Source organism: Bacillus sp. FDAARGOS_235 (assembly GCF_002073415.2).
Taxonomy (GTDB): Bacteria; Bacillota; Bacilli; order Bacillales; family Bacillaceae_G; genus Bacillus_A; species Bacillus_A toyonensis.
The window spans coordinates 201183-224581 of sequence record NZ_CP020434.2 but is presented as its reverse complement, the minus strand read 5'-3'; the positions used below and the strand labels follow the sequence as shown (position 1 = coordinate 224581).

The following is a 23399-nucleotide window of genomic DNA, read 5'->3' as shown; positions in this document are numbered from 1 at the left end:
CTTGTGATACTTTATATTTAGTGCTAAACTCATAATACAAAGAAAGAGTAGCCGAAAATATCTCCATCCGAACAGAAAAGACTGAAGATTCAGTCTAATTATTAAATGAATAATACTCATGTTTACTACTCTTTCTTTGTTTTATTTTATATATGATATTGAACATTATGTATAGATAGCGGGGTGAATGGAATGTAATTATTCGGTAAAAGTAGAGGATAAGTATTCTGTTGTTTGTATGACATCTTAATGAATAACATACTTATTACAAATATTTGTAGAGAGAATTGAGACGTTTTTTTCAATCTAGCAATGAAAAATGTGAGTTCATACAAGTAAATAAACAGCTACAAATAATTATGAATCTAGTCAACAAACTGAGAATTTCATTGAAGATTCGGTATAACGAGATTTAGCCATGGAGTTTATCATTCATGCAGATTTTAATTAAGATTCTAAATGCATAAGTAGACCGAAATTGATAAACGTTTTTGATGATCTTTTTGAAAATTATAAGACTATCTAATTAAAAATCTGAGAAATGATTTTTAAGTGACATTTGAATAAACAAAATTATTTGTGATTTATATTTTTACTAAATGAATCAAGAATTAGGTAGTGGTGTAGAACAATAATTTAAGGACAATATTTTGGTGTATATAGGAGGGAGTATAAAATAAGGATCTTATCTCAAGAGGGATATTAATTTACGTTTGGTTTCTTTAATTACAAAATCAATTACAAAAACTACAAAAACTATCTTTGGCATTTAAAAAGCCCTATATTACGGATGGGAGCATGAAAGAATGCCTATAGGAGGGGGAAAAAGATTCTGGTGAATAATGTTATAAATCATTTAAAAACGCGATTAAAAAACTGAATATATTAATATTGTGAATATAAAGACAATAAAAGGTAATATCAATAAACTAATAGCGTTGAAATAAAAGCATTATTAATCAGAAATGTATGCTCAAAATAAGACGGTAGATATGATATAAAATCTCGGGATTTTATAGGAATGATGAAAAACGTAACTTCGCCAGTTACAATTATATCGAAAATTGTTTAACTTGTAAATATTAAACTTAGTGAAAGTAATGTTACATTTAAAAAATGAAGTTTAGTAGAGTACAAGAGAATTATTTATAGAAATTTGTTTTCAAGCTTTATGTGTATAACGATTAAAAGAAATGGAATACCATCAGCCTATAAAGTCATTGTCATTGCATATTCATATTAGAGCCATCTAATTATAACTGATAGGAGAATGACATGATCAAGAAAGTAACTTCGATTTTTTCGATTCTAATGCTTTTTATATTTACTATAGGTCAGAGTTTCACATCGATAATAGCAAATGCACAGGAGTTAAATACAACAGGATTTGTTGATAGTTTTACAATCGATAAAACGACGCTTAACTCCGGAGAAACGACAAGAATGGCAGTACAGTTTAGTGATAAATCTGGGAATCAAATGAAAGCTGGAGATACATTAACATTAACATTACCTTCAGAATTGAAAGGATATAGTGGAACTATTCCATTAAATAATGATGCAGGTGTTAATTTTGGTACTTGTCAAATAAAGACAACTAATGTTGTATGTACATTTAGTGATACGGTTGAGAAACTTAAAAATATTAGAGGGAATTTTTATTTCCAAGTTAAAGCAATTGATGTTGCACAAGGACAAACGGTAACAACTGAAACGAATTTAGGTACACAATTAGAAAAGAAAACGGTAACGATTATCGGCCCGACTGGTGGTGGAGGTGGCGGATCTTCACCATTTTCATACAAAACGGGTAGCATTCAACCAGAAAACACTAATGAAGTACAATGGGTTTTAAATGCAAATACTTCAAAACAAAATTTAGATAGTGATATTGTTTTGGTTGATACTTTACAAGAAGGGCAAACGCTAAATCAAGATAGTCTCCGTATTGGAGGATTTGCAGCTCCAATGACACCACAAGAATTCCAAGCACAAGGTTATGGCACGGTTACATTTATTGGTGATAATGGATTTAAAGCTGTTATCAATAAAGATAAAGCCAATGGTCTTACTTTTGTTTTTGAATATAAAGCAAATATAACTGATAGTGGAAAGAAATTAGAAGCATTTTATAATAATTATAACGTAGACTACAAGGTTACAGGTGAAGAGAAAGTATCTAAATCAGATAGTGTCAGTGTTAAAAATATAGATCAGGGCGGCGGTGCGCAAGGCGATTTACCTCCTAAGGGAACGTTAAGAATTGTGAAGCACATTGCCGGTAATGAGACAAAATTTATACCAAATGTTTCATTTAACTTGTATACGGAGTCAGGTCAGCAAATTGGTAGTACGTATACAACCGATCAACAAGGTATGGTCGAGGTTCCTAATTTAGACCCAGGTAATTACTATGTACAGGAGATTGCAGGTCCAAACTATTTGGATTTTGATCCTCAAGTAAAAGTACCTTTTACCATTGATGCCAATGCTGATAAAGGTGTAAAGCTTACTATTCCGAATAAAGTAAAAACGACATCTGTTTCAGGAACGAAAACATGGAATGACAACAATGCAACAGATCGTCCAAGCTCAATTCAAGTAGAGTTACTGCAAAATGGAAATTCAATCAAAACACAAGAAGTAACAGCAGTGAATAGCTGGAACTATACGTTTGCAGATTTACCTGCATATGATAATGATGGTAATGCTTATACGTATACAATAAAAGAGCAACCAGTAGCGGGATACAAATCAGAAGTGAATGGCTACAACATTACAAATACAAAAGATGCAAAGACATCTGTTTCAGGAACGAAAACATGGAAAGACGGAAATGCAACAGATCGTCCAAGCTCAATCCAAGTAGACTTATTGCAAAATGGGAACGTAATCCAAACAAAAGAAGTAACAGCAGCAAATAGTTGGAATTATACATTTGCAGACTTAGCACAATACGATATGAACGGTGTTGCTTATACGTATACAGTAAAAGAGCAACCGGTAGTGGGATACAAATCAGAAGTAAATGGCTACAACATCACAAATACAAAAGTAGCGAAAATGACAGTAGAAGGAACGAAGAAGTGGAAAGACGGAAATGCAACAGATCGTCCAAGCTCAATCCAAGTAGATTTACTACAAAACGGAAATGTAATCCAAACACAAGAAGTAGCAGCGGCAAATGATTGGAAATATTCATTTACAAATGTAGAATCATATGATGTGAATGGTAGTGCCTATACGTATACAGTAAAAGAACGACCAGTAGCGGGATACAAATCAGAAATAAACGGTTATGACATTACAAATACAAAAGTAGGCCAAACAACGGTAGAAGGAACAAAAACGTGGAAGGACGGAAACGCAACAAATCGTCCGACAACAATCAAGGTAGACTTACTACAAAATGGTCAAGTAGTTGCGACGCAAGAAGTAAGTGAAGCAACAGGCTGGAAATATGGATTCAAAGACTTAGCAGCATATGATGCCGAAGGAAATGCGTACAAGTATGAAGTAAAAGAACAACCGGTGGATGGATATAAAACAGAAGTAAACGGTTATGACATTACCAATACAAAAGATGCAAAAACATCTGTTTTAGGAACGAAAACATGGAATGATGGAAATGCAACAAATCGTCCAAGCTCAATCCAAATAGACTTATTGCAAAATGGAAACATAATCCAAACAAAAGAAGTAACAGCAGCGAACGGTTGGAATTATACTTTTGTAGACCTAGCGCAATATGATGCAAATGGTGTTGCTTATACGTATACAGTAAAAGAAAAACCGGTAGCGGGATACAAATCAGAAGTAAATGGCTACAACATTACAAATACAAAAGTAGCGAAAATGACAGTAGCAGGAACAAAAGCGTGGAAAGATGGAAATGCAATAGATCGTCCGACAATGATCAAAGTAGACTTACTACAAAATGGAAATGTGATCAAAACACAAGACGTACTAGCAGCAATAGGTTGGAAATATATATTTGCAGATTTAGAAGCATACGATGCGAATGGAGTAGCTTATCAATATGAAGTGAAAGAACACCTAGTAGCGGGATACAAATCAGAGATAAGCGGTTATGATATTACGAATACAAAAGTGGCACAAACAACGGTAGAAGGAACAAAGACATGGAAAGACGGAAACGCAACAAATCGTCCAGAAATGATCAAAGTGGACTTACTACAGAATGGTAAAGTAATTGATACAAAAGAAGTAAGCGCAGCGAGCGAATGGAAATATGCGTTTACAGACTTAGCGGCATATGATGCCGAAGGAAATGTGTACAAGTATGAAGTAAAAGAACAACCGGTAGATGGATATAAATCCGAAGTAAAAGGTTATGACATTACAAATACAAAAGTGGCACAAACAAAAGTAGAAGGAACGAAGACGTGGAAGGACGGAAACGCAACAAATCGTCCAGAAATGATCAAAGTGGACTTACTACAGAATGGTAAAGTAATTGATACAAAAGAAGTAAGCGCAGCGAGCGAATGGAAATATGCGTTTACAGACTTAGCGGCATATGATGCCGAAGGAAATGTGTACAAGTATGAAGTAAAAGAACAACCGGTAGATGGATATAAATCCGAAGTAAAAGGTTATGACATTACAAATACAAAAGTGGCACAAACAAAAGTAGAAGGAACGAAGACGTGGAAGGACGGAAACGCAACAAATCGTCCAACAACAATCAAGGTAGACTTACTACAAAATGGTAAAGTAATTGACACAAAAGAAGTGAGCGCAGCGGGCGAATGGAAATATGCGTTTACAGATTTAGCGGCATATGATGCCGAAGGAAATGCATATAAGTATGAAGTAAAAGAACAACCAGTAGATGGATATAAATCAGAGGTTCATGGTTATGACATTACAAATACAAAAGTAGCGCAAACAACAGTAGAAGGAACGAAGACGTGGAAAGATGGAAATGCGACAAACCGTCCGACAACAATCATGGTAGACTTACTACAAAATGGTAAAGTAATTGACACAAAAGAAGTGAGCGCAGCGGGCGAATGGAAATATGCGTTTACAGACTTAGCGGCATATGATGCCGAAGGAAATGCGTACAAGTATGAAGTAAAAGAACAACCAGTAGATGGATATAAATCAGAGGTTCATGGTTATGACATTACGAATACAAAAGTAGCGCAAACAACAGTAGAAGGAACGAAGACGTGGAAGGACGGAAACGCAACAAATCGTCCAGAAATGATCAAAGTGGACTTACTACAAAATGGCAAAGTGATTGATACAAAAGAAGTGAGCGCAGCGGGCGAATGGAAATATGCGTTTACAGATTTAGCGGCATATGATGCCGAAGGAAATGCGTACAAGTATGAAGTAAAAGAACAACCAGTAGATGGATATAAATCCGAAGTAAAAGGTTATGACATTACAAATACAAAAGTGGCACAAACAAAAGTAGAAGGAACGAAGACGTGGAAGGACGGAAACGCAACAAATCGTCCAGAAATGATCAAAGTGGACTTACTACAAAATGGCAAAGTGATTGATACAAAAGAAGTGAGCGCAGCGGGCGAATGGAAATATGCGTTTACAGATTTAGCGGCATATGATGCCGAAGGAAATGCATATAAGTATGAAGTAAAAGAACAACCGGTGGATGGATATAAATCAGAGGTTCATGGTTATGACATTACGAATACAAAAGTAGCGAACTTAACAGTAGAAGGAACAAAAACGTGGAACGATAACAACGCAACAGATCGTCCAAGCTCGATTAAAGTAGACTTACTACAAAACGGTAAAGTAGTAGATACAAAAGAAGCAACAGCGGCAACAAACTGGAAATATGCATTTGCGGATGTAGAAGCATATGACGCAAATGGAGTAGCATACAAGTATGAAGTGAAGGAACAGCCAGTAGCGGGATACCAATCTGACGTACACGGTTATGACATCACAAATACAAAAGTAGGCGAAACAAAAGTAGAAGGAACGAAAACATGGAAAGACGATAACGCAACAGATCGTCCAAGCTCGATCAAAGTAGACTTACTACAAAACGGTAAAGTAGTAGATACAAAAGAAGTAACAGCGGCAACAGAATGGAAGTATACGTTTGAAAAGCTACAAGCATACGATGCGAATGGAGTAGCGTACAAGTATGAAGTAAAAGAACAGCCAATAGCTGGATATGAACCAAAAGTAAATGGTTACGACATCACAAATACAAAAGTAGGCCAAACAAAGGTAGAAGGAACGAAGACATGGAAAGACGATAACGCGAAAGATCGTCCGGAAATGATTACAGTAGACCTTTTACAAAATGGTACAGTGATTTCGACGCAAGAAGTAAGCAAAGTAACAGGCTGGAAATACGAATTCAAAGATTTAGCAGCGTATGATACAGAAGGTAAAGCATACAAGTATGAAGTGAAAGAGCAAGCAGTACCAGGATATGAACCAAAAGTAAATGGTTACGACATCACAAATACAAAAGTAGGCCAAACAAAGGTAGAAGGAACGAAGACATGGAAAGACGATAACGCGAAAGATCGTCCGGAAATGATTACAGTAGACCTTTTACAAAATGGTACAGTGATTTCGACGCAAGAAGTAAGCAAAGTAACAGGCTGGAAATACGAATTCAAAGATTTAGCAGCGTATGATACAGAAGGTAAAGCATACAAGTATGAAGTGAAAGAGCAAGCAGTACCAGGATATGAATCAAAAGTAAGTGGTACTGACATCACAAATACAAAAATAGGTCAAACAAAAGTAGAAGGAACGAAGACATGGAAAGACGGAAATGCGAAAGATCGTCCGGAAATGATCAAAGTAGACTTACTACAAAACGGTAAAGTAGTAGATACAAAAGAAGTAACAGCGGCAACAGAATGGAAGTACACATTTGAAAACCTCAAAGCATACGATGCAGAAGGTAAAGCATACAAGTATGAAGTGAAAGAGCAAGCAGTACCAGGATATGAATCAAAAGTAAGTGGTACTGACATCACAAATACAAAAGTAGGCCAAACAAAGGTAGAAGGAACGAAGACATGGAAAGACGGAAATGCGAAAGATCGTCCGGAAATAATCAAAGTAGACTTACTACAAAATGGCAAAGTAATTGCAACACAAGAGGTAAGTAAAGCAAGTGAATGGAAGTACGTGTTTACAGATTTAGCTGCATATGATGCCGAAGGAAATGCATACAAGTATGAAGTAAAAGAACAGCCAGTAGATGGATATAAATCAGAGGTAAAAGGTTATGACATTACGAATACAAAAGTAGGCGAAACAAAAGTAGAAGGAACGAAGACATGGAAGGATGGAAATGTAAAAAACCGTCCGGAAATGATCAAGATTGATCTACTACAAAATGGCAAAGTGATCGCAACAAAAGAAGTGAGCGCAGCAGATGAATGGAAATATGCGTTTACAGATTTAGCTGCATATGATGCCGAAGGAAATGCATACAAGTATGAAGTGAAAGAACAACCAGTGGATGGATATAAATCAGAGGTAAAAGGTTATGACATTACAAATACAAAAGTAGGCGAAACAAAAGTAGAAGGAACGAAGACATGGAAGGATGACAATGCGAAAGACCGTCCGACAATGATCAAGGTAGATCTACTACAAAATGGCAAAGTGATCGCGACAAAAGAAGTGAGCGCAGCAGATGAATGGAAATATGCATTTACAGACTTAGCGGCATATGATGCCGAAGGAAATGCATATAAGTATGAAGTGAAAGAACAACCAGTGAATGGATATAAATCAGAAGTACATGGTTATGACATCACGAATATAAAAGATCCAAGTACGGATCCAAAAGATCCAAGTACGAATCCAAAAGATCCAAGTACAGATCCAAAAGATCCAAGTACGAATCCAAAAGATCCAAGTACAGATCCAAAAGATCCAAGTACAGATTCAAAAAATCCACCTACTCAAGAAAATTCTACGACATCAGTATGGCTTCCTAAAACAGGTGGAACATCAATGGATATGATTTCATATATTGCTGGAATGTTGTTATTGGCTTTAGGTGGATTCGTATTAGTTCGTCAACGAATGAGATAAAAAGACTGGTTATGTTGGTTTGAATTATAGCTTGATCAAAGTGTTGCTGTAAATATAGATTTTATAAATAGAGGAGACCCACACATTTTGAAAAAAGTTTAATCAAAATGTGTGGGTCTTAATTTTAGATCTCTTAAGTTTGTATAATTAATTGTGTTTTTTGTGTTTACTTTCATTTAATCCACCCTCAGAGAGTAGATATAGGTAGATCTATATTGACTGTTGTTCCTTTACCTACTTCACTTTCAATAAATATCTTTCCTTGGTGCTTCTCAATAATTTTATAACAGATCATTAATCCTAAACCGATACCATTTTCTTTGAGACTATAGAATGGTTCTCCTAGGTAAGGTATACGTTCCTGTTCAATTCCACACCCATAATCAGTAAATCGAATGTTTACTTGATTTTGATCAGGTGCATATTCGATTTGAATCAATATTTCCCCTCCCATTGAAGTTGCCTCAATTGCATTTTTTAAGATATTTATAAAAACTTGCTTTAATTGATTACATTCACAAAGTATGAATGAAGTATCAGATGTAAACTGAGTTTTAATTTGTATGCAATTCATTGTCGCTTGAGGTTCAAGTAACATTACAACTTGCTTCATTAATACATTCAGGTCATTAGTTTTAATTTCTAATGCCTCAGGTTTTGCTAATGTCATAAATTCGCTAGTAATACTATCTATACGTTCAATCTCTGATAACACTATATCTATGTAATGCTCGGTATCCTTATTTCCCAGTGATTGTAATAACTGCATGAATCCTTTCATTGCTGTTAAAGGATTTTTAATTTCATGAGCAATTGCAGTGGATAATTGACCTACTACAGCAAGTTTCTCCGATTTTCGTAATAATTCCTCTGTTTTTAGCCGTTCAGTGATGTCTCGAGAGATGCTTAAGAAAACTTTTTTGCCATTCAAGTTAAACACACGAATAGAAAATTCAATTGTCAGGGTTTTTCCTCTAGGAAAAACAAATTCATCTTGTAATGTAAAAGATGTTTGCCCTTCTCTAATTTTTTCTATGATTCTTTGGACCATTGGAGAATCTGGTAGAACGTTACTAGGGAAAGACATCGAAAGAAGTTCTTCTCTACTATATCCAAATCTTTTACACGCAACAGGATTTACTTCGATAAAGCGAGTTGGTAATTCATTATCATTCAGTTCCACTACATATACTGCATCAGTTGCTTGTTCGATGAGTGCACGGTATTTCATTTCACTGTCACTTAATTGCTGGTGTAATTGATGCAGTTTTCTTTCTGCTTGTTTCCTTTCAGAAATGTCTCTACAAATTCCTGATAAAGCAATTACATTACCTCTAAAATCTAAAATAGGCGAAATTGTCAGGCTTACATCAATTAAAGTTTTATCTTTTCTTTGTCTAACAGTTTCAAAACGGGTAAGAATTGGGTCATTCATATTGGTATTTTTAATGTGGTTTATATATTCTAAAGTTTGATCTATTAAAAATTCAGGCACGCAAGGTAATTTTTTTCCTACAGATTCTTTTTCTGACCAACCAAATATTCTCTCATAAGCTTTATTCGCTTGTAACATATGCCCATCTAAATCAAATATAGTGATAGCATCTACATTATGGTTAATAAATGATTCTAGTCGCTCTTTGGTAACCTTCAGTTCATTTTCCGCATTTATTCTTTTCGTTATATCAACAGTAGAACCAACTACCTCAACCACTGTTCCCCCTCTTTTAACAGGTCTAAGAGAGAAAAGTATCGTAGCCTCATCATTTGGCCATGGTAGTTCAAAAGTTACTTCTTCACCATCCCATGCCTGTTGATAATATTTTAATAGTCGAGGAATTAAATGAAATGGAATAATTGAAGCATCTATATTAGATAAACATTTACCTACGACTTGCTGAGAGTGAAACCCGTTTTGATAAAATAATTGTCCATCACATAGAGTATGGACAAAATTCCCCCCTACTTTTTCGAATTTAAAAATACCTCCTTGCAATTGGTGTACAGTATCCTTTAATTCTCGCTTTGATTCTAGTAATGTTTCATTCGCTTTGGCTAAATTTTGTGTTAAAACATATAACTTTTGATACGACTCCATAAGAAAAATACCAATTAAGAGTCCGCATGATATAAAAAATGTACCTTGGATGTTAAGAAGTATAAGTGGTATAGAAGGAAAAAAGAATCCAAATACAACATGAATTATAACTAGATAAGCAGCTAGATAAAGAAAAACGCTTTTAAAAGGATGGATATTTTTTAGATATGTTTTGAATATAGTATATATAATAGCTATTCCTAAAGATGCTATTAAAGCTGGTCCCCAATCACCACCAAGGTAGAAAATACGCATAAATAAAATAAACATTAATGTAATCCAACCAGCTGTACGACCAAAATAAATAAAAGAAATAATTAGTGGAACGACTCGCAGGTCGTAAAACAATCCCATGTGCTTAAAATTAAAAATCATTAAAATGGCAGCTATGATACCTGCGTAAATACCACAAAATAAACGAAATGATTTAGAATCTACTTTACTTATAAATACTTGAATAAAAATAGATGTACTAACTAAGAATGCAAAAATAGATAGATTAATGATGAACCCTGTAAAAAGCATGCCATATTCCCCCTTAGTAAATATATTGAAAAATAGAAAGGAAATTCTATGAATTATGCGGTGATTAGACTTGTTATTTGGAAAAGGGAAATGAGTATTGATAAAAATTCAGTTCTTTTTTATCTTTTTCCAACAATAGATCCTTCACTAAAATATTAAATGTAAGAAACATTAATTTTAGATAGGAAATGAATGCTAATAAGGATATATAATCAGGGCATCTACAACCCATGTTAGTAAATAATGTGTATAAGTTTTGTATCTATTTAAATAGGCGATAAGAAATAGTAATTGCTTAAAAGATGGGGGACAGTCGTCTCCTGGCCGTAGGAACTACGGGAATAGCCTAATGAACTAGAAACCAATAAGTTTTCAGTACCTAACAATCTCCCACTTCAAACATTGAACTAGAATGTTAAGTGGTGATTAGTCCGAAATATTTTCTGTATTAATAAAAATAATAAACTAAGTATAAAAAAAAGAAAACAACTTGGATAGGAACAAATTGTTTTCTTATGAAGGGTACAACAAAGAAAGAGTAGGGAAGGAATACACAAACATGCCAATCTAACGGAGTGGAGTAAAATAGGTAAAGACTGAAAAATCAGAAAATTTATAAAGCGAAGTTTCCTATTTAATCTCTTTCTTTGTAAGTATAAGTTTAACATCAATAACAAGATAAAACAACAAAAAAATACAAAATTCTGATAAATTCGACATCAAATTAACTGCTAAATAAATCTTTTACGTTAATATATGAAAAGTTTCTTATTAAAATGTACTGAATGGATTTTGTAACATTTGCGAAATCAGTAGATCCAGATCCGGGTGATGAAGATGATCCTGTTACACAAAATGGATATACGTATGCAGATAATAATCCTGTAATGAAGATTGATCCGGATGGGCATAAAGCATGGAAAAAGAAAGGAAAACGTATTTGGTATGCAACGAAGGCCGGTGCTAAAGCAGGTGCTAAGGCTGTTTATCAAAGTTATGCTAGTATTGGGAAGGCCTTATCCTTATCAGTGGGGTTCTCTATTGGATATTCTAAAGGGAAATTTCAATATAAAAAACAGAACAGGCCAGCTTATAATAAAGCCTACGTAAATAAAGCTGCTAGAAAGGCTGGACTTAAAGTAGGATTTAAAGTGTTTTGGGGCGTTGGGTTAATAGAAGATGCTTATACTTTTGGATCGGCGGCATATAAGGGATATAAAAAAGCGTATAAAAGTTATCGTTAAAATAATAAAAAATCTAAGTGAAGAAAGTGATAGGGTAAATATAAATGATAAATATTTATGTTATAGACAATTTGTTTCCACTAATATTAAAATATCCAATACGGATAATTTTAATATTAGCAGGGTTAGGTTTGATTCTTAAGTGTATAAAGCAAAGACTCTTTTTATCAGCAGTACTTATGGTATCCGTACTCGCTTTACTTATTATTGTTACTTTTACAAATATTTTAACATCAGTACTAACAGATATTCCTCTCACAGTACAGTATGTTAGTTTAGTAATCTTTACGATAATTTATTGTTTTATATTTGATTATGAGTTATCCCGTAATTAAATAACGTAGAACTAGAAGTGGAACACTATACTATTGTATGGTTATAAAAATTATGTTGCTAAGTTTTGTAACATCCAACTAGATTAGAGATTTGTCACTAACTAGAATTCAACTATGGTGCTTATCCCATCCCTTTGAAAAGGGGGAATTAGAAAAAAAGCAAGCTTGCCTTTTAAGGAAGCTTGCTTTTTTCTAAGTTATATTCGTATTCTTTGACTCTTCTATAAAATGTATTACTCTTCATTCCTACTCTTTGCATTGCTTCTACTGCAGTAATTTTATGATTTTTCCATTCTTGATAAGTTTCTATAAAATTATCATCAATTTCAACTTTTTTGCGGCCAAATTTAACACCTTTTTGAAGTGCAATTGTAATTCCCTCTTTTTGTCGTTCACGAATCCTTTTTCTTTCATCTTCAGCCATATAACTTAATAACTGCAAAATTAAATCTGAAATAAGGGTTTCAATTCCATTTAAATCTTTATATTTCATGGTGTTAAGAAGGGGCATATCTAACACAACGATATCAATTTCTTTTTCCTCAATTAATTCTTGCCATTCGTCTAAAATCATTTGTTTATTTCTTCCCAAACGATCTAGTGATTGAATATATAAAATATCTCCATTTCTCAACATACGCTTCATAAGTTGATATTCAGGACGTTTAAAATCTTTTCCACTTGCTCTTTCTATAAAGATGTATTCTTCAGGAATACTTATCTCTGTTGCGGTTGCAAATTGTCCCTTAATAGATTGATCTTTACTACTTACTCTAATATAAAAGAATTTTCTTATTAAGGTAGGTTACGTTAAAAATAGTAAATTTGTGAGGAAACAAATTTTAAAAGATAGAATGCTAGTAAGAAATAAAAATATACCTGTTAAGGGAGAGCGCATTGGCACTTTTATAAAAGTGCTCGAACTGGAAAAGTAGGTGCTTCTAAAAAAGTGTTAAAGATGTTAAAAAGAAATGGAATAAGCTACACAATTCATGGTTAAAAGGAAATAGAGGAGGCTAGAAAATGTATGTATCAGGAGTAGGTATCTTTGAAGATGATTTATCTGAAGATATAAAGTTTGATTTTCAAAATTTAATAAGTGATGGATATAGTTTAGAGGAAGCTACTAGTATATTGATAAGCAAATATGTTCCATCATTAAGAAAATATGAAGAAAATGTTTTTTGGATTGCCTTAGCGGCAATCCAATGGGAAATGGGAAGACTGGAACCTCTGGTTAAAGAAAAAGCAATTAATATTATTGATAATAAATCAGATTTAAAACGTTGGTGGAGAGAGCCTGAATTAAAAGAGAAGAGAGAGAAGGTTTTAAAGAATTTAAAAGAAAAATTATTATCCCCAACTCCAGAACCTAAAAAGACAAAAAAGGAAATGATTCTGAAAATTGATCTAGCTCAGCTCCAAAAACTTTGCAACAGAACCCTTATGACTATGTATATATAATAGTTAACTTCCCTCTATATAGATATGCAATTTTACATATCCATATAGAGGAAGAAATAAGCGAAAAGTATTGAAAAGTTATACTGAAATAATTTTTCTGGAATGAAAATTCACCTAGTTAAATTAAATTAAGTACCTTTTTATTAGTACTATTAAATTATAATTATTTTAATTATAGTAGTGAAGTTGCATAGCAATTTTAGAAGTATAGTATTTTAATTTCTACACATATCAAATAATTAAGATAAAAAAACAAAAAAGGACAAAATTATACAAAAATCAACAAAATTTTACTATATACGCAATGAAAATTTGATGTTTTAATAAGGGCACAAGATGTTAGTTACATTTTAAGACATATAAAATCAAGATTATCTTCGTATATGCCTTTTATGTAATGACTTAGGAAATAAGTTTATAGTAGGGCATTATGTACAAATGTTTACAATCTATATTTATATTCCTAAAAACTCATCTTTAAAATAATCTATATAGATTAATATTTACAATGTTAGATTTCAGATTAATTAAAATTTAGTCCAACTATTTTATCAAAAGGCACCAATAAATGGGAGGGATCACCATGAAAAAAGCGTTAGTCGCAGGGTTATTAGTTACAGCAGTATCTACAAGTTGCTTCTCACCTGTAAATACTTATGCAGAAAGTAATACAACTTATTTACAACCAAGTAGTATACTTGGACCCGCTATGGATAGGTTATCAAATTCGATTACGAACTTAGGATCACAGACGCCATTAATTCAAGGATATGGGCTAATCATATTACAGCAACCAGATCTTGATGTAAGTACTATATATGGAATAACAACTGATCAAGGCACTGTAAGAAACCATGTTCGAGACTGCCTGGATGTAAATAACCACAAATTATCCGTTGTAAATCAAGAGATACAGAGTTTCGGAATAAGATTTACAAATTACTACAATAAATTAGTTGAATTATCTGGAAAGATGAATGAAGATCCGGAAGCAAGAGCATTATTTGTACGTATTTTTAACTTACTTCAAGGTGACGTTCAAAAAATTCAGTATAATATGAAAATAACTTCAGAAGACTTAAACGATTCTAAAAACGAATTGGTTGAAGATAGTAATAAATTTTCTAGTAAAGTTAGCAAAGCGTTTGAATCTTATAAGGGTTCCGACGGAGACATTGAAAAATTAAGAACGGAAATGGGACAACTTAATGCAGGCATTCAAGAAGATTTTGAAAAACTTCTAGCTCTACCAAAAGAAAATCTAGACGGTTCTTTAAATATTACAAAGTCGGTTATTAATATTTTGAAAGACGGAGTTAAGGATAAAACTGTAGACGTGTCTAATTTGGAAGCGATTTATAACCAATATGGACAACTCACAAATGATAAAGTAACAGAACTGAATAAAGCTATTGCTCAAAAGCAACAGAAACTAATTCAATTGGTACAAAATTTATCGAATATTGAAGTGCAAGCAACTCAAATGACACTTATTGAGCAGCAATTAAATAACTTTACAAGAACAGTTAAAAAGCAAACTCAGAGTTTTGACAATCTAGTAAGTAGTTGGGACACCTTTAATATCATAATGATTGAAACGGGGACAAGTCTTAATACTGATGCAAAAATAGATTCAAATTCATTACAAGCACGATTAAAAGAGCTTAAACAGTTTACGGATGAACTGAAAAAACAAACAACGGAATATCAAGAGAGTGTTACAAAAATAAAAGTAACAGGATAAAATTTGCAAAATTCAGAAATGAAATTCTTAATAATGTAAGGAGAGAAAAATGTGATGAAAAAACCTTATAAAGTAATGGCTTTATCTACATTAATAGCAACAATCGTAGCGGGTGGCATTATGCCATCATATGCTTCGGCAGCGGAACCAGCACCTATTTATGCAAATCAAGACCTTAAATACCCTAGTTATTACCTTGGACCAACAGGGCTTGATAATGCGATGAAGGATACTAAATCCAATATGTTGGTAATGGACCTGTATGCTTTAACTATTCTTAAACAAGCAGATATTAATTTGGATGGTTTACCTTCAGTTGGCGATAATTTAAAAACAGCCATTAAAGCCAACCAAAAGCTTACTAGAGAAAATGCAACATACTGGTTAAATAATTTGAAATCAGGGATAGTTACGACGAATCAAAATATTATCAGTTATGATACAAAATTCCAAAATTATTCTGGTTATTTATTACAATATAAAAATGATCCAGTCAAACTAACAGCTTTGCTTACAAAATTGAATGGTGAAATTTCACAGAATAAAGATCAAGTGACCAAATTAGTGGAGGATTTAAAAAGCTTTCGCGGCAAATTAGAAAAAGATACACAAAATTTAAAAGGGAATTCTGAAGAAATCGTAAATATTTTAACTGGTCAAGAAGCTGGAATTCCACTGTTTCAGAAACAAATCGAAACAAATAAAGCATTAATCGATGAGAATAACAAAATTTATATTGCATCGTCGGTTGCAACTGCTGCTGGTGCATATTTAGTTCTTTCACCTTTTGCGCCCCTTGGTGCACCTATATTAGGAGGCGGGATATACGGAGTAGTTTCATCGCAGCAGCAGATAATCAAGGCACAAGAAGAAATTATAACGCTAACACAAAATATTTCAATGGCGCAACTACAGTCAGCTAGGTTAACGATAGTGCAAAGTGATATTAAAAATTTAACAGATACAATTGATAAAGCTATTGTTTCTCTTGAAAATATAAAGACTGCGTGGGATGGAATGGGAACAAAATATGACTCATTGATTAAGAGTGCTAAAGCTGTTGACCCAGAATTCCTTGCTATGGATATAACAGCAGATCTGGATACAGCGAAGGATCATTGGGAACAGATTAGAAAGTATGCTGATAATATTCAAAGTAGTGAGATTTCGTTCTTGAAATAATAAAATTACAGCAAGAAATTGCCGAAGTAATGAAAAATATAATATACTCAGTTTCCATTTTGAAGAACACATAATGTGAGTCTCCTGTTCAAGTTTGAGCAGGAGACTTCCTATATAGTTATGAAACTTAATAAAGAGTATAGAATAAGAAAGTACGAGAATCTCTATTTTAATATGTTGTTTTATTTGAAATCATCGTAATTTATTTGAAGTAAAGAATAGAAGCTTATGAATTTAATAAAATATGTGATACATGTGAAAAAGTAGGTGAAAAAGATGAATAAGAATTTATATAAGAAAATTATTTTGTCAACAATCATTACGGGAATGGCAGCGAGTAATGTGATTCCACTTCATACTTTGGCAGCAGAACAAACTGTGTCCCAACAGCAAGAAAGTTTGAAGAACTATTCCCTTGGTCCTGGTGAATTTAAAGAAGTAATGGGACAAATGGTGGCAAATATCCTTACAATGGATTCATATGCCAATACAATCAGTAATCAACAGCTGACAGATTTAAGTAAAATAAGTTCTATAAATGGTGATTTACAAGCAAACATGATTAAGCATCAGCGGGATGCAATAGAAAATGCCGATTTTTGGTTCATGTATTTTAAAACTCGTATTATGTACACGCATCAGAATATTGTAAGTTATAATGATACGTTTCAAGCAAGTTATAAGCTTTTACTAACTGCTATAGAGCAAAAAGATACAGAGAAATTAAAATATGAACTAGAAAATTTGTACAATAGTATTTTGTACAATAGTCAAAAGTTAGATGTACTTTTAGAAAAATTGAAGAATTTTCAAGGTGAAATAGCAGAAGATACAAGAAATTTCAAGGAAGATTTCAATCAATTGGAGGATATTCTAGAAAGTACGAACGCTGGTATTCCGCTTCTACAACAACGAATTGAGAATTATAATAATACAATTAAAGAAAACTACGATAAACGTGGTGGCTATATAGCTTTATCTGTATTTATGCCTCCGATTGGTATACCATTGATTGTCACTACTGACAAGAATATCGCATCTGCACAACAAGAAATAGAACAATTAAAGTCCAGAATTTCTGGAGCAGAGGCAGAAGTAGTTATTTTGACTGATGCCAAAAATAAAACGGAACATATGGCCGCAACAGTCGGTACAGCTGTTACTGCTCTTGAAAATATAAAGACTCAGTGGGGGACAGTGGGGAAAAAATATAAATCATTGATTGACAGTGTTGACAACATTAGTCTAGACTTGTTTGATGAGATTATAAGAGCAGATCTGAATACAGCGAAGGATAATTGGCAGGACCTTAAAAATTATACGGATAAATTATATGAAGGTGCTAAGATTGCACAAAATAAATAGATTGTACAAATAGGAAGGACCGGATTGCTACTGAATACGTGTAAAATTACAAAATATACGTTATATAGAAAAGATAGTTTAGTTGTTTCAGGTTTTTGAAATGTAGGAGACATTATTAATAATGAATCATGTAGCAAAAGAAAAGGGATACAAAAAGGACTTAGAAGAGATCCAAGATAAAAAATTGAGAGATTAGCATATAGTATATAGAAATTGCTTAACAAAACCGGATGAAAACAGTAGATTTATTTTTAAGTACCTCAACAACTTGAATTAGGCCTTTAAGTTGTTTTGTATGTATTTTTATTGGTTTGTTGTTTAAAACCTGATACATGCGAATCTGAGGGTCTGTTTTTTGAGGGTGACTAGATAAAATATTGAATTTAATGTAAAAATGGTATTATTTTACAAGTGCGATGGAATAAAAATATTATTTCAGATGAATATGAAATAATAGAGAATGATAGAAATATAAATTGTTTAACCTAAATATCTAATAAAAGAAAACATTAAATAACTAGCTATATGAAAGATGGTATTACTATTTTAAGAAGACGGTTTTAAAAGAACCGCCTTCTTTTTGTTTCTCTATAAAAAGATACAGAATAATTAATGCCATTTCTATGTTTTATAATTGTAATAGACTTATTTTAAACAGCTTTTTTAGTAGTAGTTATTTTAAAGACATTATTTCTCATGCTATAAAATTGTAGGCATAATGAAATAATCATAGAAATTATCGCAAAGTAGATTAGAGCCATAGTCCCCATTCCAAGAGAAATTACTACTCCACCTAATATGGCACCTACTGAACTCCCTAGATAGTTAATCGAACTATTAAGGGCCACAGCTGTACTTCCGTGTTTAGGTTGATAGGATAATAAAATATGTTGCTGTGGTGCTCCTGATGCCCATCCCATTGCTCCCCATATGAAAAATGGTAAGTACTTTATAATTGTTAGATTAATCATTATAGGAATACATACAACTGAGACAGTTAAGATAATTAAAATAAGAGCCATTAAAGTTTTTGGTTTTTTGAAGTAATCAATTAAATATCCAATTGTTATACTTCCAAATAATCCACCCAATCCCCAAGCCCATAAATAAATTGTTAAATCACTTGAGTTATCAAGATCTTGTAATAATGGCGATAGATAGGTATATAAACCTAAACTTGAAATACTTGCAAAAAATGTTATTAAAACAGTGATAGTAACTCTTCTATCTAAAAACATTGCAAGTCTTTCTTTCATAGCAGGTGGTGCTGTGACTGGAACATGTGGTAGAAACTTAAGAATACTAATAGCAGCAATTAAACTAAGTAGTACAACAAACCATATTGCTGATTGCCAATCAAACTTGTCCGCGATATAAAGACCTATAGGAACACCTAATACAGTTCCCATACTCATGCCACCGATTATTAAGCCAAGTGCGCGTCCTTTCTTTTCTACAGGCACTAACATAGTTGAGCCTGCAACAGCTAAAGGAGAAAATAATCCAGCACCAACACCAGCAATTGCCCTTGATATTAAGAATACCGAAAAGTTTGGAGATACTGCAGTTAATGCATTTGCAAGACCAAATATAATTATTGAAGTCAATAGAACTTTTTTTATAGGTTTACCTGCTAAGAGAGAAGCAAATAGTGGAGCGGATATTGCATAACATAATGTAAATATACTTACCGCTTGCCCAACTTGAGATGCACTTTTTTGATAGGTATCACTAATTCCAGGGACAAGCCCAGCAATAATATAAGCATCAAATCCCAAGGCAAACATACCAATAGCTAAAAAAACAACCTTTTTCATAGTTTTTCCACCTTTACATTGTTAAGAATAAAATAAATTATCAATCTTATACACCATAGATGCTAGGTCTATAACGATACAGAATTAATATATTTATATGTATATCTATACAGATATTATTTCCGATTATAATAATTAAGTTATATATAAATTATTGAAGAATGCTTAGTAATTAAAAAATCTACAGATTAAATTAAGGTAATATAACATTTGATAATCATTACTCGTCTAGCTTCAATATGTTAATATTAGTATACTTAATGACTGGGATTAAATAAAATGAATAATATTAATGCAAGGGATGAATAAAACTCATGAGTATTATTAAGTATGAAATTTTTGAATCAGTAATTAAAACGGGGAGTTTTACAAAGGCTGCCGAAAAATTAAACATGACGCAATCTGCAGTAAGCCATGCAATTTCTAGCTTAGAAAAGGAATTAGGAACGTCTTTATTCCTAAGAACTGGTCGGACAATTACTTTAACTCCTCATGGCACTAAAGCTTATGAGTATATTGGTCAGATATTAAAAATAAACCGTAAATTAATAGAGACTAGTTTTAATAATGAATTATTGCCTAAAACACTGAAGATTGGGGCCTTTACAAGTGTAAAAAAGCATATATTACCTCCAATTATGAAAGAATTTAATAAATTGTATCCGTTTCTTGAAATTATAGTGTTTGAGGGGACTTATGATGAAATCCAAGAATGGATTATAAATAAAGTAATTGACCTTGGCTTTACAATTAACGAGGGATTCGGATGTGAGTCAGTACTATTTTTAGAAGATGAGTTAGTTATAGCAACACCAAAGGACTTAAAGTTAATTCCAGTAGATTGCCCTTTAAAGGATTTCTTTGATCAAAATAATATTATTATGCCAGTAGCACCATACAGAAATCAAGTTGAGAAATTTTTTAATCAGCAAAGTATAGAGCCTAAGATTCATTCATATATAAGTGACTGCAATACGATAGTGAAAATGATTGATTTAGGAATAGGTATTTCAATAGGACCAAGGCTTTTCTTAAAATCATGTGATAATATAAAAATATATGAACTACCGGAGCGACATTATAGAAATATATACATATCTTATAAACCTTCTACAGAATTAAAACAAGCAGAAGGTTATTATGTTCAGGAATTCATAAAAATAGCAAGGAACTTAAAATAAGTTCCTTGCTATTTTTATCCTAATCGTCCAAAAGTAATTGTTTTTGAATCGGTTTATTTCACAATTCTAGAATGATTTTAAGGTAGGGAAGTGGATATATTTCTCGGTTAATTGGCATTATTAAACCCTTATATCAAAGTTGAAATTATTTATATAACAAAATAGGAACCTATCATATTTCCTAATAGGTTCCCAATTTTTTTATGATTCAAATTAGAATGAATATCTATTGTCGTTTAATAGGCAATGTAGAATAGCCAAAAGCTAGATCCAGCAAGGCACTTGCTTCTTGACGCAGTAACAAATCCTTCGGACGGAAGTTAAAGGATCCGTCAGCATTGATGGAAGTATCAGGGTCTAGAATTCCTTGGGAGGCAAGTGCTTGAATCGATTGGACTGCCCAGTCATCTGCGGCATCAAGTAATTTAACTTTAATAGCTTTATCAGGTTGAATCGGTTTCAAGTCTTGAATTTGCTTTACGTTTTGAATCATGGTTGCTGCGATCTGTCGGGTAATCGGAGCCGTACGGTCATACCCATGAATGCCTATTGTAATTTTATCTTTGGCCTCTTTGGATTCATCTGGCAAACTACCCCATCCATGTGCACGCAACAAGGAATCAGCAAATTCTCCTTGTGTCATAGTGCCCATTGGATCAAATAAATTACCATTTTTAGCATCCATGATGTTTAAAGCGTAAAGATTATTGATATGGCTTCTATAGTTACTTTTTTGCGGGACATCCGCTAAAGACGGTTTGGTGTGAATTTTTTGTGCATCAGCCATAAAACCTAGATTTTTAGGAGAGTTGTAGTGAAAATATGCGATTTCTCCAGCCGAATTCTTTTTGAAAGCAACTTTGTTGCCTTCCGAATCTTCAAATAACAATGGATGAATCATTTTGAGAACTTGTTTTCCAGTTGTTCCACCTTCCATGACCAAATTCCCATTTTCATAGGTAAAGTGGGTGCGAATTGCAGCTAAACGTGTGTTTTGGTACAAACCCAAATATTTATGGGATTCTTTCTCCTCTAACGGGAGATAACTTGTTTTTACTTCATTCTTCTTAGCAGGGAAATAGTGATCCATAAGAGCTTCATACACGTCTATGCTCATCATTGAATCATTATTGTAAGACATGAAGAATGCTGTTTTTTGCTCAGGCACTAAAATCAACAATGATTGCTGTCCAGGCATGCTTCCCCCTTTTATTACAACGTGTTGACCGTTAGCAAATTCATTAAAAGGCGTTTCAAATCCAATTGTCGCAATAGGAATCGTCTTATCATCAAATACCTGATAGGCATGCATCATATCCATGCTTTTTTCACTTACAATTTCTTTGTCTTTAAACTTTCCTTTCTGTAGTTGCATAATCATGTATTTTGACATGTCTTCCGCAGTAGATAAAATGCCTCCTTGTGGTGCATCCCTTAAACCGCTCCCACTTATTGGGATCGGATCGCCGGCGGGACCATAAGGTGTAGCCATTCTTTTGAGAAGATCAGACGTAAAGCTCATACTTGTAGATTTCATATCTAATGGTTTGAAAATGTTCTTTTCCATGTATTTTGAGAAAGGGGTGCTAGTAACATTTTCTACTGCAAACCCTGCGAGCGCAAATGAGACATTGTCATACGTATAAGCTTCCCCTGGTGGCCGCACCACCGTTGGCATATGTTTAGAGAAAAATTCATTCATCGGTATACTATTATGAACGTATTCAGGTCCAGTTATTGTTGTGAGATCGGGAAAATCTATCCCGCTGGTATAAGTGAGCATATCAAACAAGGTAAGGGGTTTTCCTGTTTTATTAGGTATTTTCAATCCACCTAGATATTGTTGTACATCTTGATCTAGTTTAAGCTTTCCTTTATCAACTTGCTGCATCACAGCTAAGGCAGTAAAAGTTTTTGAGACTGAAGCGATTTGAAAGACCGTGTCCTTAGTGACGGGAATTTTCTTTTCTATATCAGCATACCCATACCCTTTATTGACGACGACCTTTCCATCATGAACGACGACAAAACTAGAACCGTTTACATTGTACTTCTTCATTTTTTCCTCAAATAACGGATCAGCAAAAGATTCTACTTCTTTTTTATTATTGGGTGCTTTCATCATTTGAACATCGGTCGTGACTGCCGAGGATTTTGATTTTCCAGCTTCTAATGATTGTTGGGAACACGCAGAAATCATGGTTGAAGAAGAAAGAAGAATTGCAACGATCCCCAATTTGTTAATTGCTTGTTTCATTTTTGTACGCTCCTTTATTTGATTAGGATTTTTTGTTAGCACAACGAGTTAGTGGCTCGTTAGTGTATGAACAGAGTGTAGCAAGCGGCGAGTCATAGTCGATAGTGAACT

General features: G+C 33.3%; 11 protein-coding genes and 1 pseudogene. 8 read left to right on the top strand and 4 right to left on the bottom strand.

What is annotated here, in order from left to right:
* Positions 1-1275: 1275 nt before the first annotated feature.
* On the top strand, positions 1276-8076 hold the full coding sequence (locus tag A6J74_RS01050; RefSeq protein ID WP_151458023.1) for a Cna B-type domain-containing protein: 6801 nt from the start codon (positions 1276-1278) through the stop codon (positions 8074-8076).
* Between the two features lie 187 nt (positions 8077-8263).
* Here A6J74_RS01050 and A6J74_RS01045 read toward each other — a convergent pair whose 3' ends face one another.
* Positions 8264-10699, bottom strand: a complete 2436-nt coding sequence (locus tag A6J74_RS01045) for a PAS domain S-box protein (RefSeq protein ID WP_000899496.1) — start codon at positions 10697-10699, stop codon at positions 8264-8266.
* 809 nt (positions 10700-11508) lie between these two features.
* Between A6J74_RS01045 and A6J74_RS01040 the strand changes: the two are divergent.
* Positions 11509-11943 (top strand): annotated as a pseudogene (locus tag A6J74_RS01040) (RHS repeat-associated core domain-containing protein); the annotation flags it as partial.
* A gap of 44 nt (positions 11944-11987) precedes the next feature.
* Complete coding sequence (locus A6J74_RS30585) at positions 11988-12278, top strand: hypothetical protein (RefSeq protein ID WP_080609212.1); 291 nt, start codon at positions 11988-11990, stop codon at positions 12276-12278.
* A gap of 172 nt (positions 12279-12450) precedes the next feature.
* Here A6J74_RS30585 and A6J74_RS01030 read toward each other — a convergent pair whose 3' ends face one another.
* Entirely contained in the window at positions 12451-13074 is a 624-nt protein-coding gene (locus A6J74_RS01030) for a recombinase family protein (protein WP_098155624.1), read from the bottom strand.
* A 227-nt stretch (positions 13075-13301) separates the two neighbouring features.
* Between A6J74_RS01030 and A6J74_RS01025 the strand changes: the two genes are divergently transcribed.
* The 4 genes from A6J74_RS01025 to nheC all read left to right on the top strand — a co-directional run bounded on the left by A6J74_RS01025 (position 13302) and on the right by nheC (position 18033).
* Positions 13302-13742 carry a hypothetical protein gene (locus A6J74_RS01025; protein ID WP_000289511.1) on the top strand — a complete coding sequence of 147 codons (441 nt, stop codon included), beginning with the start codon at positions 13302-13304 and terminating at the stop codon, positions 13740-13742.
* 583 nt (positions 13743-14325) lie between these two features.
* The gene (gene nheA, locus A6J74_RS01020; protein WP_000709943.1) at positions 14326-15486 is read left to right on the top strand and encodes a non-hemolytic enterotoxin subunit A; all 1161 of its coding nucleotides are present in this window, start codon (positions 14326-14328) and stop codon (positions 15484-15486) included.
* A gap of 54 nt (positions 15487-15540) precedes the next feature.
* The gene (nheB, locus tag A6J74_RS01015; RefSeq protein WP_002154947.1) at positions 15541-16668 is read left to right on the top strand and encodes a non-hemolytic enterotoxin subunit B; all 1128 of its coding nucleotides are present in this window, start codon (positions 15541-15543) and stop codon (positions 16666-16668) included.
* Positions 16669-16944: 276 nt separating this feature from the next.
* Positions 16945-18033 (top strand): non-hemolytic enterotoxin subunit C, encoded by a 1089-nt coding sequence (gene nheC / locus A6J74_RS01010; RefSeq protein WP_001039031.1) that lies wholly within the window; start codon positions 16945-16947, stop codon positions 18031-18033.
* A gap of 650 nt (positions 18034-18683) precedes the next feature.
* On the opposite strand, the gene A6J74_RS01005 is transcribed toward nheC, so the two are convergent.
* On the bottom strand, positions 18684-19850 hold the full coding sequence (locus A6J74_RS01005; RefSeq protein ID WP_080609208.1) for an MFS transporter: 1167 nt from the start codon (positions 19848-19850) through the stop codon (positions 18684-18686).
* Between the two features lie 314 nt (positions 19851-20164).
* On the opposite strand from A6J74_RS01005, the gene A6J74_RS01000 reads away from it, so the two are divergent.
* On the top strand, positions 20165-21031 hold the full coding sequence (locus tag A6J74_RS01000) for a LysR family transcriptional regulator (protein WP_080609206.1): 867 nt from the start codon (positions 20165-20167) through the stop codon (positions 21029-21031).
* Between the two features lie 226 nt (positions 21032-21257).
* Here the strand turns inward: A6J74_RS01000 and A6J74_RS00995 are convergent, their stop codons facing one another.
* The gene (locus tag A6J74_RS00995; protein ID WP_000806257.1) at positions 21258-23288 is read right to left on the bottom strand and encodes a serine hydrolase domain-containing protein; all 2031 of its coding nucleotides are present in this window, start codon (positions 23286-23288) and stop codon (positions 21258-21260) included.
* Positions 23289-23399: the final 111 nt, after the last annotated feature.

Excerpts from the sequence above, each read along its gene's own strand:
- A6J74_RS30585 (WP_080609212.1), top strand. The coding sequence starts at position 11,988 with ATGATAAATATTTATGTTATAGACAATTTGTTTCCACTAATATTAAAA.
- A6J74_RS00995 (WP_000806257.1), bottom strand. The coding sequence starts at position 23,288 with ATGAAACAAGCAATTAACAAATTGGGGATCGTTGCAATTCTTCTTTCT.
- A6J74_RS01000 (WP_080609206.1), top strand. The coding sequence starts at position 20,165 with ATGAGTATTATTAAGTATGAAATTTTTGAATCAGTAATTAAAACGGGG.
- A6J74_RS01025 (WP_000289511.1), top strand. The coding sequence starts at position 13,302 with ATGTATGTATCAGGAGTAGGTATCTTTGAAGATGATTTATCTGAAGAT.
- A6J74_RS01005 (WP_080609208.1), bottom strand. The coding sequence starts at position 19,850 with ATGAAAAAGGTTGTTTTTTTAGCTATTGGTATGTTTGCCTTGGGATTT.
- A6J74_RS01050 (WP_151458023.1), top strand. The coding sequence starts at position 1,276 with ATGATCAAGAAAGTAACTTCGATTTTTTCGATTCTAATGCTTTTTATA.
- A6J74_RS01045 (WP_000899496.1), bottom strand. The coding sequence starts at position 10,699 with ATGCTTTTTACAGGGTTCATCATTAATCTATCTATTTTTGCATTCTTA.
- nheC (WP_001039031.1), top strand. The coding sequence starts at position 16,945 with ATGAATAAGAATTTATATAAGAAAATTATTTTGTCAACAATCATTACG.
- nheB (WP_002154947.1), top strand. The coding sequence starts at position 15,541 with ATGAAAAAACCTTATAAAGTAATGGCTTTATCTACATTAATAGCAACA.
- nheA (WP_000709943.1), top strand. The coding sequence starts at position 14,326 with ATGAAAAAAGCGTTAGTCGCAGGGTTATTAGTTACAGCAGTATCTACA.